Origin of the sequence: Mobilicoccus pelagius NBRC 104925 (assembly GCF_000247995.1) — a bacterium.
Lineage (GTDB): Bacteria > Actinomycetota > Actinomycetes > Actinomycetales > Dermatophilaceae > Mobilicoccus > Mobilicoccus pelagius.
On the sequence record NZ_BAFE01000047.1, the window covers coordinates 32,419 to 47,432 of the forward strand.

Below are 15,014 nucleotides of genomic sequence, written 5' to 3' on the forward strand. Positions count from 1 at the left end.
ACTCCCAGCCGCACCTCGTCGCCACGCGCGGATCCCCGGTGCCGGTCCGCCGGGACGATACCGCCGCACCCTCCCGAACGGCCCCGGGGGCGACGGCCCGCCCGCCGGGACGACGTGACGACGTCCTCCTGGCGGGCGGAGCAGGACGTCAGCGCAGCGGGTCGAACGGGGCGAGCTCGCGCGGCATGGTGCCGGTGACGATCTGCTCGGCGAGGAGTCGCCCGGTCACCGGGCCCTGGGTGATGCCCCACATGCCGTGGCCACCCGCGACGTAGACGCCCGGCGAGCGGGTGGCGCCGATGAGCGCGAGACCGTCGGGGGTGCAGGGCCGGGCACCGACCCACTCGTCCTGCCGGTCGTCGAGGTCGACCCCGCACAGCAGCGGGCGGACGGATTCGACGATCGCCTCGACGCGGCGCGGGTCGAGCGGCGCGTCCGGGGCGCGGAACTCCATCATCCCGGCGACACGCAACCGGTCGCCGAGCGGTGTGCACGCCACCCGCTCGGCGGGGAGGTAGACCGGCCCGGCCGGCATCTGCTCCACCGGCACGCTGAAGCTGTACCCGCGCCCGGCCTGGACGAGGGTGCGGACGCCGTGCGGACGCGCGAGGTCACCCTGCCAGGAACCCGCGGCGAGGACGACGGCGTCGTGACGCTCGACGTGCGCGCCGTCGGCCGAGTCGACGGAGAGCTCCACGCCACGACCACGGGGGGCCGAACGGACCGCCCGCACCGTGGCACCCTCGACGATCCGGCCTCCGCGCGCACGCACGGAGTCGGCGAGCGCCGCGACGAACGCGCCCGGGTCGATGAACTTCTGGTCGTGGAGCAGGACACCGGCGTTCACCTCCCCGGAGAAGCAGCCGGCCGCCGCCCGGGTCGCAGGACCGTCGAGGATCTCGTGCTCGACGGGCTGCCCCATCTCGGTCATGTGCTCGATCTCCGCGAGCAGGGCGACCCGCTCCGCCTCCGTGCGGTACGCCGCGACGAACGCCCCTGCGTCACGGACCTCCGCCTCCACCCCGGCGTCGACGAGCATGTCGAAGCTCTCGAGGGCGATCGTGTTGATCGGCACGAGCGACCGCATCGCCTCCTTCCAGCTCCGATCGGTGCTGCGGAGGAGGAACCGCACGAGGAACGACCACAGGCGCGGGTCGGTCGACGGCGGCACGTAGACCGGCGAACTCGGGCTGATCATCGCCCGCATGCCGTAGGCGAGGACCGCCGGGTCGGGCAGTGGCGCCGCAAGCCCCGGGGTGAGCCAACCGGCGTTGCCCCACGAGCTGCCCGCGGCCACGCCCTCCCGGTCGAGGACCACCACCTCGCGGCCGTGCTCCTGGAGGAACCACGCGGTGGCGAGTCCCACCATCCCCGCCCCCACGATCGCGACCCGCTCCGGGGCCGCGCCGCCGCGACCTCGTTCCGTACCCGTCATCGGTCTCTCCCTTCTCGAACGTCGTCACCCCACCGAATCACGAAACGCGCGGCCGGGGGAGATCGTCGAGCGACGCCCGGGACGCGGGCGACCCCCACCACCGACCGGGGGGTCGGCGGTGGGGGTCGGCGTCGTGCCGGGCGCGAGGATCGGCCGATGTCACGCGTCAGAGCGCGGCGGCGACCTCCGTGCCCTGCTTGATCGCCCGCTTGGCGTCGAGCTCGGCCGCGACGTCGGCGCCGCCGACGAGGTGGACGTTCTCCTCGCCGAGGCGCGCGACGAGGTCGTCGTGGAGTTCGCGCCTCGGCTCCTGCCCGGTGCACACGACGACGGTGTCGACGTCGAGCGTGCGGGACTCGCCGTCGACGGTGATGCGGAGGCCGTCGTCGTCGATGCGGTCGTAGGTGACGCCCGGAACCATGACGACCCCCCGGTGCGCAAGGGACGTGCGGTGGATCCACCCGGTCGTCTTGCCGAGACCCTTGCCGAGCTTGGCCGTCTTGCGCTGCAGCAGCGTGACGTGACGTGCCGGCTCGGGGCGCTCGGGCGTCGTGAGGCCGCCGGGGTGGGTGTACTCGCGGTCGATGCCCCACTCGGCGTCGAACGCGGCCGGGTCCTCCGCGCCGGAGGGGCCGTTCTGGGTGAGGTACTCGGCGACGTCGAAGCCGATGCCGCCCGCCCCCATGACGGCGACGGTGCGCCCGGCGGACGCCCCGTTCTTGAGGAGGTCGTAGTACGTGACGACCTTGGGGTGGTCGATGCCCTCGACCTCGGGGATGCGGGGGACGACGCCGGTCGCGAGGACGACCGCGTCGAACCCGGTGAGGTCGTCGACGCCCGCGCGCGTGGAGAGGCGCACGTCGACGCCCGTCTCCTCGAGCTCGCGCCGGAAGTAGCGCATCGTCTCGGCGAACTCCTCCTTGCCGGGCACGCGGCGGGCGATGTCGAACTGGCCACCGATCGTGTCGTCCGCCTCGAAGAGCGTCACCTCGTGCCCACGGCGGGCGGCCGTCGTCGCCGCGGCGAGACCGGCGGGGCCGGCGCCGACGACGGCGATGCGCCGACGGGTCGGCGTGGGGTCGATCGTGAGGATCGTCTCGTGACAGGCCCGCGGGTTGACGAGGCAGGAGGTCGTGAGGCCCGAGAACGTGTGGTCGAGGCACGCCTGGTTGCACGCGATGCACGTGTTGATGCGATCGGCCCTGCCCGCGGCGGCCTTCGCGACGAACTCCGGGTCGGCGAGGAACGGCCGCGCCATCGACACCATGTCGGTGCACCCGTCGGCGAGGACCTGCTCGGCGACCTCGGGGGTGTTGATGCGGTTCGTCGTGACGAGCGGGATGCCGACCTCGCCCTTGAGCTTCTTCGTCACCCACGTGAACGCCCCACGCGGCACGGACGTCGCGATCGTGGGGATGCGGGCCTCGTGCCAGCCGATGCCCGTGTTGATGAGGGTCGCGCCCGCCTCCTCGACGGCGTGGGCGAGCTGCACGACCTCCTCGAACGTCGATCCGCCCTCGACGAGGTCGAGCATCGACAGGCGGTAGACGAGGATGAAGTCCTCCCCCACTCGCTCGCGCACGCGGCGGACGATCTCGACGGGGAACCGCATCCGGTTCTCGTACGGGCCGCCCCACTCGTCGGTGCGGCGGTTGGTGCGGGCGGCGACGAACTCGTTGATGAGGTAGCCCTCCGAGCCCATGATCTCGACGCCGTCGTACCCGGCCTTGCGTGCGAGTTCCGCAGCGCGGGCGTAGGACTCGATCGTCGCCTCGACGTCCTCGGTGCTCATCTCGGTGGGCACCGCCGGGGAGATCGGAGCCTGGATCGGGCTCGGCGCGACGAGGTCCTCGTGGTAAGCGTACCGGCCGAAGTGGAGGATCTGCAGGCAGATCCTGCCGCCCGCCTCGTGGACGGCGTCGGTGACGACACGGTGCCTGGTCGCGTCCTCCTCGCTCGCCATCATCGCGCCGCCCGGGAACGGGCGACCCTTCTCGTCGGGGGAGATGCCGCCGGTGACGATGAGTCCGACGCCGCCGCGCGCACGCTCGGCGTAGAACGCGGCGAGACGCTCGAATCCATCGGGGGCCTCCTCGAGACCCACGTGCATCGAGCCCATGAGGACGCGGTTGGGCAAGGTGGTGAACCCGAGATCGAGGGGCTCCAGGAGGTGCGGGTAATCGGCCATGGCCGTCACGGTAGCGACCGCGCACCCCGGTGACACCCCTCCGCGAGAGAGGCGCGCGTCACCTCCGGGCCGGAGGTCCCCCGTGTCTCTCGAGCGACCCGCGCTCCCCCACCCCCGTCTACCCTTGCGAGTGAGGCCAGGGTCGGCCTTCCTCCGGCGCCCCACGGGGAGACGGGTCGGCCCGCCGACCAGCAGACCTGCCGACCGGGGTCCGAGGAGCAACGTCGTGTCTCGAGAGCACCAAGAGGAGCTTCAGCGCCGCCGCGAGCACGCGATGGCGGGGGGCGGTGAGTCCGCGCAGGAGAAGCGTCGCAACCGTGGGCTCCTCACCGCCCGCGAACGACTCGACCGCCTGTTCCAACGGGGGACGTTCCAGGAGTCCGGGCTGCACGTCCGCCACGACTGCCGCGAACTCGGCGAGAAGGTCCTCGCCGCCGACGGTGTCGTCACCGGCACGGGCTACGTCGACGGAGGACTCGTCGCCGCGTTCGCCCAGGACGCGACCGTCGCCGCCGGCACCCTCGGCCACGCCCACGCGAAGAAGATCGTCGAGCTCACGAACAAGGCGATCCGGTTCGGCGTCCCCGTCGTCGCGTTCCAGGAGTCCGGCGGCGCCCGCATCCAGGAGGGCGTCGACGCCCTCTCCGGCTACGGCGAGGTCTTCTACCAGAACGTCCTCATGTCGGGCGTCGTCCCGCAGATCGCCGTCATCTGCGGCCCGTGCGCGGGTGGCGCCGCGTACTCCCCCGCCCTCATGGACTTCATCGTCATGACCCGCGAGAACGCCCAGATGTTCATCACGGGCCCGGAGGTCATCCGCGCCGTCACCGGCCGCTCCACCACCGCCGAGGAGATCGGCGGCGCGGAGATGCACGCGAGCGTGAGCGGCAACGTCCACTTCCTCGCCGAGGACGACGACCACGCCGTCGAGATCGTCCGCGAGCTCCTCTCGTACCTCCCGCCGAACAACACCGAGGACCCGCCGCACGACCTCCGGAACGACCTGCGCCTCGACCGCGACGAGCGCATGAACGACGTCGTCCCCGACGACCCGTCGATGCCGATGGACGTCCGCGAGGTCATCACCCGCCTCGTCGACGGCGGCCGTCTCCTCGAGGTGCAGGCCGAGTTCGCCAAGAACCTCATCGTCGGGTTCGCCCGCATCGAGGGCATGGTCGTCGGCCTCGTCGCCAACCAGCCCACCCATCTCGCGGGCGCGCTCGACATCGACGCCTCCGACAAGGGCGCCCGGTTCGTACGGTTCTGCAACGCGTTCAACATCCCGCTCGTCACGCTCGTCGACGTGCCCGGTTTCCTGCCCGGCATCGAGCAGGAGCGCGGCGGCATCATCCGGCACGGCGCGAAGATGCTCTTCGCGTACGCCTCCGGCACGGTGCCGAAGTTCACCGTCATCCTCCGCAAGGCCTACGGCGGCTCCTACCTCGCGATGTGCAGCAAGGAGATGGGCACCGACGCGGTGTACGCGTGGCCCGGCGCGGAAATCGCCGTCATGGGTGGTGCGGGCGCCGTCAACATCCTCTACCGGCGCGAACTCGCCGAGGCGGAGGACAAGGAGGCCACCCGGGCCGAGCTCATCGAGCGGTACCGGCGCGAACACTCCACCCCGTACCGGTCGGCGGCCCGCGGGTACATCACCGACGTCATCGACCCGGCCGAGACCCGCGCGACCCTCGCCCTCGGCCTGCGCAAGAGCCTCACCAAGCGCGAGCTGCGGCCCGCCAAGAAGCACGGGAACATCCCGCTGTGACCGCCATGACCAACATGACGACCCTGCCCGCGACGGTGGCGACCGCTCCGGCCGAGCCCGCCTCGACGGGATCGGTGACGCTGTCGGTGTTCCTCATCGTCCTCGTCGTCGCGATGCTCGTCGCCCTGCTCATCAAAGGCCTCACCGCGGCACTCGGTCGCACCGGCGCCGCAGCGGCCGCCCGCCGACCCGCCCCCGCGGCGCTCGCCGCCCGACCGGTGGGCGCCGCCGCGAGCGGCCCGACGACCGCCGCCGGACACGACCCCCGCCACGTCGCGGCGATCTCCGCCGCGGTGTCGAGCGTGTTCGACGACGCCGCCGTCGTCGTCCACATCGAACCCGTCCGCGGAGCCGGATGGGCGGCCGAGGGACGCGCCGCCCACCACACCTCCCACAACGTCGGCCGCACCCACCGCTGACACCCGTCGACGCGACCCGCCCACCGACGCCGTCGACCCCCACCACGACACCCGCACGACCCGGCCGGACCTCCTCGGCGCCGGGCACGACCCCCCAGGAGTGACATCCGATGCTGCGACACCTGCGCGTGACGGTCGAAGGACACGCCTACGACGTCACCGTCGAGGACCTCACGGATACCGGCAACCAGCTCTACCCCGACCACCGGTCGATGACGCCGACGAACGCCACCGCCCCCGTGATGGCCCCGGCCGCCCCCGCGGCCACGCCCGTCGGTGGGGTGAGCACCTCGGCCGCGGCGCCCGCGGCCTCCGGTACGAACGCGGGACCCGGCGGTGAGCCCGGCGCGACGGCCGTCCTCGCCCCCATGAGCGGGGTCGTCGTCGAGATCAACGTCGGCGTCGGCGACTCCGTCCAGTCCGGGCAGGTCGTCGCCGTCATGGAGGCGATGAAGCTCAAGAGCCCGATCGTCGTCGGCACCACCGGCACCGTGGCCACGATCGACGCCGCAGTCGGGGACGCGGTCGAGTCCGGCGCCTCGATCCTCACCCTCTCCTGAGGGGCGCGTCGTGGGTCTCTCCGATCTCGGCGACATCTTCCAGGGCGTCGGCACCCTGTTCGCGCAGGACCCGAGCATCGCCCTCGGTCGCGTCGTCCTCATCTTCCTCGGGTTCCTCCTCGTCTACCTCGGCAAGAAGGAGGTCCTCGAGCCGCTGCTCATGATCCCGATGGGCCTCGGCATGTCGGCCGTCAACGCCGGCGTGCTCGTCCTCGGCGACGGCCGGACCGGTACGTTGTTCGTCGACCCCCTCGTCAAGGAGCCGAACGACGTCATCAACGTGCTGCAGATCAACTGGCTGCAGCCCGTCTACACGTTCATGTTCAGCAACGGCCTCATCGCGTGCCTCGTGTTCATGGGCATCGGCGTGCTCCTCGACGTCGGGTACGTCATGGCCCGCCCGTTCCAGAGCATGATCATCGCCCTGTTCGCCGAGGCGGGGACGTTCGTCGTCTTCCCCCTCGCCCAGATGCTCGGCATGACCCCCGGTCAGGCCGCGGCCGTCTCGACGATCGGCGGCGCGGACGGCCCCATGGTCCTCTTCGTGTCGCTCATCCTCTCCCCCGACCTCTTCGTGCCGATCACCGTCGTCGGCTACCTCTACCTCGGCCTCGCCTACGGCGCGTTCCCGTACCTCGTGCGGGCCCTCGTCCCGGCGAAGCTGCGGGGGATCCCGATGCCTCCCGGCCCGCAGAAGAAGATCACCTCGGGCAGCAAGCTCGCGTTCGCCGTCGTCGTCTGCACCCTGCTGTGCCTGCTGTTCCCCGTCGCCGCGCCGCTGTTCCTCTCGCTGTTCATCGGTGTCGCGGTGCGCGAGGCCGGGATCGTCCAGTTCCAGGACCTCATCAGCAAGGTGTTCCTCTACGGGGCGACGTTCTTCCTCGGCCTCACCCTCGGCGTCCTCTGCGAGGCGGGCACGCTGCTCGACCCCGTCGTCCTCAAGCTCCTGCTGCTCGGCATGCTCGCGCTCACGATCTCCGCGATCGGCGGCATCGCCGGCGGGTACGTCATGTACTTCGCCACGGGTGGCAAGGTGAACCCCGTCGTCGGCATCGCCGGTGTGAGCTGCGTGCCCACCACGGCGAAGGTCGCTCAGAAGGTCGCCGGTCACGAGAACCCGGCCGCGGTGATCATGCCGCAGGCCCTCGGCGCGAACATCAGCGGCGTCATCACCTCGGCGATCATCGCCGGCGCGTTCGTCGCGCTGCTGCGCTGACCGCCCCGGCCCGCGTCCCCGAGCGCGGCGCCTCACCTCCGACGGGGGGCCCGCGGTCGCACACGACGACGGGGAATCCGACACCGCGTCCGACACCACGTCCGACCGTGGGATGCCCGCGAGGCGTCGTCCGGGAGAATCGGTACGGCCCGGCCGGGAATGACGCCCGTCCCCGACCCGTTGCCGCACACGTCCCACCCCCACGTCCCCGAGGTCCCCCATGCCTGCACGCCCCGACTCCACCCGTCCGTCCGGCGACCCCGGACCCGACCGGGAGAAGGGGATGATCGGGTCCCTCGTCGCGATCATGCGGTTCACCGGGGAGCTGCGCACGGCCTACGTCGTCGTCGCCCTGTGCGCCGTCGTCACGGCGGCCGCGGGGCTCGTCACGCCGTTCCTCATCGGCCGTGCGACGGACCTCATCGTCCAGGCGGTCTCCTCCGGGCGGACCGCCGACTCGGTGCAGCCGCTCGCACTGCTCGCCGGGGCGATCCTCCTCACCCAGCTCCTCGCCACCGTCGTCCAGAACGTCGGCGGCTACACCGGCGACGTCCTCTCCAACCGCATCCGGGCGATGCTCTCGACCCGATACCTCGACAAGCTGCTCCGCCTCCCGCAGAGCTGGTTCGACGAGGAGATGACCGGCACGATCGTCTCCCGCCTCAACCGGTCCATCGCCGAGGTGTCGCAGTTCGCCAAGGCGATGGCGAACACGTTCTTCACGATGCTCGTGCAGACGATCGCGGTGCTCGTCATCAGCGCCGTCTACTACTGGCCGCTCGCGGTGCTGCTCCTCGTCGTGTTCCCTGTCTACGTGTGGCTCACCGGCCTCACCTCACGCACGTGGCAGCGGCTCGAGGGCGAGAAGAACGCCCACATCGACGCCGCGGGTGGCCGATTCGCCGAGGTCGTCGGGCAGATCCGCGTCGTGCGCTCGTTCGCGCGGGAGCGGCACGAGCTCGAGACGTTCACCGACCACTTCGACGAGACCGACGCGACCACGGAGGCGCAGGCGCGGCACTGGCACACGATGGACGTCATCCGCCGGGGCGTCCTCAACGTCGTCTTCGCCGGCATGTACTTCCTCATCTTCTGGCGCACCCTCGAGGGCGGTTTCTCGATCGGCGTGATGGTGCTCCTCATCCAGCTCGTGTCGATGGCCCGCCAGCCCGTCGAGATGATGAGCTTCATGCTCGACACCGCTCAGCACGCGGTCGCGGGCTCCCGCGACTACTTCCGCGTCATGAACGCCACCGAGGCCCTCGCGGCCGAGACGATGCCCGCGCTCCCCGACCGTGCCGACGACGCCCCCGTGCTCGAGTTCGACGACGTGCGGTTCGGGTACGGCGACGGCCCCGACGTGCTCCGCGACGTGACGTTCGACGTGCGCCGCGGCGAGCGCGTCGCACTCGTGAGCGAGTCCGGCGGCGGCAAGACGACGCTCGTCAACCTCCTCCTCGGCCTCTACCCGCTGCGCTCCGGGCGGATCCTCCTCGAGGGCGTCGACATCGCCGACCTGCCCCCGGAGGAGCTGCGTCGACGCATCTCGATCGTCTTTCAGGACCCGTCGCTGTTCTCCGACACCGTCGGAGAGAACATCCGCTACGGCAACCCCGACGCCTCCGCTGCGGACGTCGAACGGGCCGCGGCGGGCGCGAACGCCGCCGACTTCATCGCCGGGCTCGACGACGAGTTCGACTCCCTCATCGGGGAGCGGGGCCTCAAGCTCTCCGGCGGTCAGAAGCAGCGGATCTCCGTCGCGCGGGCCATGCTCAAGGACGCGTCCGTCCTCGTCCTCGACGAGGCGACGAGCGCGCTCGACACCCGTTCGGAGCGGGCCGTGCAGGAGGGCCTCAAGACCCTCATGCGGGGGCGCACGTCCCTCGTCATCGCGCACCGGCTCTCGACGATCGCGGGCGTCGACCGCATCGTCACGCTCCAGGACGGCGTCGTCGACGAGATCGGCACGCCCGCCGAGCTCGCCCGCACCGACGGCGTCTACGGCCGACTCCTCGCCCTGCAGCGACGGGGCGAGGACTCCTACCTCAACGCCTACCAGACCGCCCGCTGACGGGCTCGGGTCGCCGGTCGGACCACGAGAGCGGGCCCTGACGACGATCACCGATGCGGGCCCTCCCCGGATCGCTTCCGGCCGCACCGCCGTGACCAGCCGATGCACGAACGGGCCCCGCACCCTCGTGTGCGGTGGAGCCCGAGGTGGGTCAGCGGCGCATCTCGAAGTCGATCTGGCGGGCGACGTGGACGGCCGCGTCGATCTCGGTGCGGCGGGTGGAGACGCTCTCGACGTTGAACCCGACGGGCACGCCGAGGTGGTCGCAGAACGCCCGCAGCTCGCGCGCGGTGTCGAGCGCGTGGACGACGGACATCCCGAGCGGGTCGTCGGAGTGGACGAGCTCGTTGCGCACCCACTGCGGCACGTCGACGCCGAGCCACTGGAGGAACTCGAGGGTCTTGCGGGAGCCGCACAACGACAGGGTGAACACGAGCCGCGCGGGCGCGAGGCCGCGGGTGCGGCACGTGTACGCGTAGTCGGAGGCGACGTTCTTCGCCCCCGCCATGTCGTAGACCACCTGGGAGACGAAGAAGCTCACCCCGGCCTCCTGCTTGGCGATGAGCCGCATGTGTTCGTCGCCGCGGCCACCGTGGCGCTCGGGGATCATCACCGCGCCGAGCGGCATGTCGGGACGCCGCGCCCGGCACAGTGCCTGCGCGTCGGGCAGGGAGATGTCGAGCGGCCTGTCGGAGGTCGGCGCGCCGACGAACACCGTCGCCTGCCCCTGCGGCGTCGAGTCCAGCCACGCCGTGAGGCTCGGCTCGTCGTGTTTGGCGATCGAGCGGTACACGACCGCGGGCGCGTCGAGCGCGCCGAGGTGCTGGTCGAGGAAGTCCCCGGGATCGAGGGTCTCGAGGTAGGGGAACGGACGCTCCTCGTCGGTGCGCTCGGACTCGTCGTCGAGGTCGTAGAGGATGAGGCCGTCGATGTCGAGACCGCCGAGGCGCGTGAGCATCGCGTCGGCGACCTCCTGCGCGCGGTCCTCGGAGACGGTGATGCGCGGCGGGGTCATCCCGAAGAGCAGGAGGACGTCCCGATCGGCAAGGGCGGTGGCGAAGTCGGACACGCCCGCAGGGTACGCGGCGCGCCCCGAGCGGATGCCGGGAAGGGGTCGGGCGGGACGGCGGCGTCGCACCCCGGCGGCGGGGGGGAGGTGTCGAGGAGGGGCATCGCGGGTAAGGGAGGGTCGATCCGCCGACGAAAGGAGCCATCACCATGGCCGACATCACCGACACGAAGGTCGCCTTCCTCCTCGGCAACGGAGTGGAGCAGGCAGAATTCACGGAGCCGTGGGACGCGGTGAAGAAGGCGGGCGGTACCCCCGTGCTCGTCTCCCCCGAATCCGGTTCGATCACCGCGATGAAGGGCGACTGGGACCACGCGGACTCCTTCGACGTGGACGTCGAGGTGAAGGATGCCAAGGCCGACGACTACGACGCGCTCGTCGTTCCGGGCGGTACGGTCAATGCCGACTCCCTCCGCATCGACTCGGACGCCCAGGAGTTCGTCAAGGCGTTCTTCGCCGCCGACAAGCCCGTCGCGTCGATCTGTCACGGGCCCTGGATCCTCATCGACGCGGGCCTCGCGAAGGGTCGCCGCATGACGTCCTACGTCTCGATCTCCACCGACCTGAAGAACGCCGGGGTCACGTGGACCGACGAGGAGTGCGTCGTCGACGGCAACCTGATCACGAGCCGCGCCCCCGGGGACCTCGAGGTCTTCTGCTCGACGCTCGTCGAGAAGATCGCCGCCGCGAAGAAGTGACGCGACCCCCGAACGGACGGGCCCTGCCTCACGGCGGGGCCCGTCCACGTCTCCGAGGGAGATCCTGGGGCGATCACGGGACGATCCGGCCCTCACGAGCCGGCGCGATTCCTCACCGATGGGCGCGATCGGCTCCGCGGATCGGCGCGGTGGGGGACGATGATCCCCACGCGACGGAGCGAAGGAGACGCCATGCCCCGCAAGATCGTCCTCGACTGCGACCCCGGCCTCGACGACGCCGTGGCGATCATGCTCGCGCAGGGCAACCCCGACGTGGAACTCCTCGCCGTGACGACGGTCGGCGGCAACCAGTCGCTCGAGAAGGTCACCCGCAACGCCCTGGGCGTCGGGTCCCTCGCGGGGGTCACCGCGCCGGTCGCGGCAGGCGCCGACAGCCCGCTGCTCGAGCCGGCCCAGGACGCGGGGCACGTGCACGGCGAGTCCGGACTTGGGGGCGTCGACACCCCCGAGTCGACGATCGAGCTGGACACCCGCCACGCGGTCGAGGTCATCGTCGACACCGTGATGTGTGAGGAGCCGGGGACGGTGACCCTCGTGCCCGTCGGCCCGCTCACGAACATCGCCCTCGCCGTCCGGCGCGAGCCGCGTATCGTCGAGCGCGTCGCGGAGGTCGTGCTCATGGGCGGGGCGATCCGCGTGGGCAACCAGTCCCCCGTCGCGGAGTTCAACATCGCATGCGACCCGGAGGCCGCCCAGATCGTCTTCTCCGCCGGTTGGAGGGTGACGATGGTCGGCCTCGACCTCACCCACCAGGCGCAGGCGACCGAGGAGGTCTTCGCCCGCATCGCCGAGGTGGGCGGCCCGGTCGCCGACCTCACCCTCGGGATGCTCTCGTTCTACCGCGACTCCTACCGGTCGAGCGGCCGCCTCGACCATCCGCCGCTGCACGACCCATGCGCCGTCGCCTACGCCGTCGACCCCGACGTGATGACGACCCGCCGCGCCCCGATCTCCGTCGAGCTCACGGGCACCCTCACCCGCGGCATGACGGTCGCCGACCTGCGTCTCCCGGCGGACGAGTCCTGCCCGACGCAGGTCGCCGAACAGCTCGACGTCGACCGGTTCTGGAATCTCGTGCTCGACGCGCTCCACCGTGTCGCCGCGGCCGGGCCCACACCCGCCCCCGGGGCCGTGGCGCCCACGCCGGCGGTCGACGCCGCCGACCTCGTCGAGACGACCGAGCAGGTCGACGCCCCCGGGTGAACCGCAGGACACCGACCCCGCCGCCACGCGCCCACGCGCGACACGCCCCCCGCCGGTTAGCCTCGAAGACATGAATCTCGAGAAGGTCGTCTTCTCCTTCGTCGTCCTGCTCGCCGCAACGCTCAACTTCGGGTTCTTCATCGGGGAGCTCGGCGACCCGGCGATGCACAGCCCGTGGGAGCTCTACGCCGCGGTCATCGTCAACGTCATCGCGCTCGTCCTCAAGTTCGGCGACCGCACCCTGATGGGAGCGACGCACCTCGCCACCTCCCTCGTTGCCGTGCTGCAGCTCTTCACCGCGACGTGCCTGCTCGTCTACTTCCAGAACACCCAACCCGACGAACTCACCCCGCGCGCGATCTCGATGGTCGTGTCCCTCTCCGGCGGGGCTCTCCTCGCCAACGTCGTCTCGCTCGTACTCCTCGTCGTCGAGACGATCTCCTTCCAGCGCCGCTGACGATGGCGAACCCGCTCCTCCTGCTGCTGTCGGACTCGCGGGCGCGCCGCGCCCGCCGCCACCTGCCCGTGGCCGTCCCCCGCGAGGTCCCCTCGACCGACGCGATCTTCCTCATGCTGCGGCGGCTGCGGGTGCCGCTCATCGTCCTCATCGTCATCTTCACGATCTCGGTCGTCGGCCTCAGCCTCCTCCCCGGGCAGGACGGGTCGCGGCTCAGCCTCTTCGAGTCGTTCTACTTCATCACCTACACGGCGACGACGATCGGCTTCGGCGAGATCACCGAGTTCACCACCCTTCAACGCATGTGGGTGACGTTCTCGATCTACCTCACCGTCATCGGCTGGGCGTACGCGATCGGCACGAGCATCAACCTCCTCCAGGACTCGACGGTGCGGGAGGCGTTCGCGACCCACCGGTTCGGCCGTCGGGTGCGGCGACTCCGGGAGAACTTCGTCGTCGTCGTCGGCTACGGCAAGGCCGGGCGTCAAGTCGTCCTCGACCTCGACGCGCACGGTCACCGCGTCGTCGTCCTCGACCGCTCCGAGTCCCCCATCGAGCGCCTCGCCACCGACAGCCTCTACGCCGACGTACCCGGGCTCGCCGCCGACGGCGCCCTCTCGGGGGTACTCGGCCTCGCCGGTCTCGGCGACGCCCGATGCCGTGCCCTCCTCGCCCTCTCCGACGACGACGACACCAACCTCGCCGTCGTCATGGCCGGTTCGCTCCTCCGCCCGGACATCCCCGTCATCACCCGCGCCCACGGCCGCGCCTCGGCGGGACGGATGCGCGAGTTCGAGACGGCCGTCGTCGTCAACCCCACCGACCGGTTCGGCGAGTACCTCCTCCTCGCCCTCGAACGGCCCGCCACGTACCGCCTCGTCTCCCTCCTCATGTCCGAACAGGGCGCCCCCACCCCCGACCGGTCGGCGATGACTGCGGACGGGCGGTGGATCCTCGTCGGATCCGACGCGTTCGTCCAGGAGGTCGCCCACGACCTCGACCTCGCCGGGCTGGAGGTCGAGGTCGTCGAGCCCGACGACGACCGCATCGACGTCACCGGTGCCGTCGGACTCATCGCCGGCACCGATTCCGACACGGTCAACCTCGCCCTCGCCGAACGAGCCCGCCGTGACGACCCCGACCTCTTCGTCGCCGTCCGACAGAGCTCGCACGCCCACCGCGCGCTCATCGAGGCGCTGCAGATCGACGCCGTCTACTCACCCACCGACCTCGTCGCCAACGAGGCGCTCGTCCGCGTCGTCACCCCGGTGACGTGGGCATTCGTCGAGCATGCGCTGCTCCAGGACGAGTCCTGGTCGACGAAGCTGCTGGAACGCCTCACCGCCCGGTCCGGGGAGAAGCCGCCGGAACGCCGCCTCGTCCACCTCGGCCGGCAGGGCGCACCCGCCGTCGACCGGTGGCTGCGACACTCCGACCTCACCGTCGGGGACCTCTCCCGCCACCCGGACGACCGCGACACGCCCCTGCCGCTCACCGTCCTCCTCCTCGCCCGCGACGACGAGACGCTCTACGGCCCCGCCGACGAGGAGCCCGTCCGCCACGGCGACCAGATCCTCGTCGCCGGCACCCGGCGGGGGCTCGACGAACTCGTCCAGATCCTCGACTACGACTCCGTCGTCGAGTACGTCGCCACCGGCCGCCGCGTCCCCGACAGCTGGCTGTGGCGGCGGCTCACCGGCGCCCACGGCACGAGCGACCGGGTCATCTCCCGTGGGCGGCACGTCCGGCGCCACGACGACGGTGACGGCGGCTCGACGAGCGTCACCGGCTCCTGACGCCCCGGGGGGCGCGTCCTCCTCGCCCCCGTCACGGGACGACGCGAGGACCGCCGACTCCCGTGGCGGCGGATGCGGGGATGTCCGTACGGTGGCCTCCGACCCCGTCACGA

The 15,014-nt window shown here is 71.5% G+C and carries 12 protein-coding genes; 9 read left to right on the forward strand and 3 right to left on the reverse strand.

What is annotated here, in order from left to right:
• Positions 1–148: 148 nt before the first annotated feature.
• Positions 149–1,435 carry an NAD(P)/FAD-dependent oxidoreductase gene (locus MOPEL_RS06560; RefSeq protein WP_009482084.1) on the reverse strand — a complete coding sequence of 429 codons (1,287 nt, stop codon included), beginning with the start codon at positions 1,433–1,435 and terminating at the stop codon, positions 149–151.
• Between the two features lie 166 nt (positions 1,436–1,601).
• Positions 1,602–3,623 (reverse strand): NADPH-dependent 2,4-dienoyl-CoA reductase, encoded by a 2,022-nt coding sequence (locus MOPEL_RS06565; RefSeq protein ID WP_009482085.1) that lies wholly within the window; start codon positions 3,621–3,623, stop codon positions 1,602–1,604.
• 226 nt (positions 3,624–3,849) lie between these two features.
• Between MOPEL_RS06565 and MOPEL_RS06570 the strand changes: the two genes are divergently transcribed.
• The 5 genes from MOPEL_RS06570 to MOPEL_RS06590 all read left to right on the forward strand — a co-directional run bounded on the left by MOPEL_RS06570 (position 3,850) and on the right by MOPEL_RS06590 (position 9,657).
• The gene (locus MOPEL_RS06570) at positions 3,850–5,391 is read left to right on the forward strand and encodes an acyl-CoA carboxylase subunit beta (RefSeq protein WP_009482086.1); all 1,542 of its coding nucleotides are present in this window, start codon (positions 3,850–3,852) and stop codon (positions 5,389–5,391) included.
• Complete coding sequence (locus tag MOPEL_RS06575; RefSeq protein WP_009482087.1) at positions 5,388–5,810, forward strand: hypothetical protein; 423 nt, start codon at positions 5,388–5,390, stop codon at positions 5,808–5,810. The genes MOPEL_RS06570 and MOPEL_RS06575 overlap by 4 nt, the downstream gene beginning before the upstream one ends.
• A 110-nt stretch (positions 5,811–5,920) precedes the next feature.
• Entirely contained in the window at positions 5,921–6,370 is a 450-nt protein-coding gene (locus MOPEL_RS06580; RefSeq protein ID WP_009482088.1) for an acyl-CoA carboxylase biotin carboxyl carrier protein subunit, read from the forward strand.
• A gap of 10 nt (positions 6,371–6,380) precedes the next feature.
• Positions 6,381–7,586, forward strand: coding sequence for a sodium ion-translocating decarboxylase subunit beta (locus tag MOPEL_RS06585; RefSeq protein WP_009482089.1), 1,206 nt, complete (start codon positions 6,381–6,383; stop codon positions 7,584–7,586).
• A gap of 220 nt (positions 7,587–7,806) precedes the next feature.
• The gene (locus MOPEL_RS06590; protein ID WP_009482090.1) at positions 7,807–9,657 is read left to right on the forward strand and encodes an ABC transporter ATP-binding protein; all 1,851 of its coding nucleotides are present in this window, start codon (positions 7,807–7,809) and stop codon (positions 9,655–9,657) included.
• Between the two features lie 151 nt (positions 9,658–9,808).
• On the opposite strand, the gene MOPEL_RS06595 is transcribed toward MOPEL_RS06590, so the two are convergent.
• Complete coding sequence (locus MOPEL_RS06595) at positions 9,809–10,726, reverse strand: 5,10-methylenetetrahydrofolate reductase (protein WP_040633306.1); 918 nt, start codon at positions 10,724–10,726, stop codon at positions 9,809–9,811.
• 149 nt (positions 10,727–10,875) lie between these two features.
• Between MOPEL_RS06595 and MOPEL_RS06600 the strand changes: the two genes are divergently transcribed.
• From MOPEL_RS06600 to MOPEL_RS06615, 4 genes are all read left to right on the forward strand, one after another.
• On the forward strand, positions 10,876–11,424 hold the full coding sequence (locus tag MOPEL_RS06600) for a type 1 glutamine amidotransferase domain-containing protein (protein WP_009482092.1): 549 nt from the start codon (positions 10,876–10,878) through the stop codon (positions 11,422–11,424).
• Positions 11,425–11,616: 192 nt separating this feature from the next.
• Complete coding sequence (gene uriH / locus MOPEL_RS06605) at positions 11,617–12,648, forward strand: uridine-preferring nucleoside hydrolase UriH (protein WP_009482093.1); 1,032 nt, start codon at positions 11,617–11,619, stop codon at positions 12,646–12,648.
• A 70-nt stretch (positions 12,649–12,718) separates the two neighbouring features.
• The gene (locus MOPEL_RS06610; protein ID WP_009482094.1) at positions 12,719–13,105 is read left to right on the forward strand and encodes a DUF6394 family protein; all 387 of its coding nucleotides are present in this window, start codon (positions 12,719–12,721) and stop codon (positions 13,103–13,105) included.
• Between the two features lie 2 nt (positions 13,106–13,107).
• Positions 13,108–14,901, forward strand: coding sequence for an NAD-binding protein (locus tag MOPEL_RS06615; RefSeq protein ID WP_009482095.1), 1,794 nt, complete (start codon positions 13,108–13,110; stop codon positions 14,899–14,901).
• Positions 14,902–15,014 lie beyond the last annotated feature (113 nt).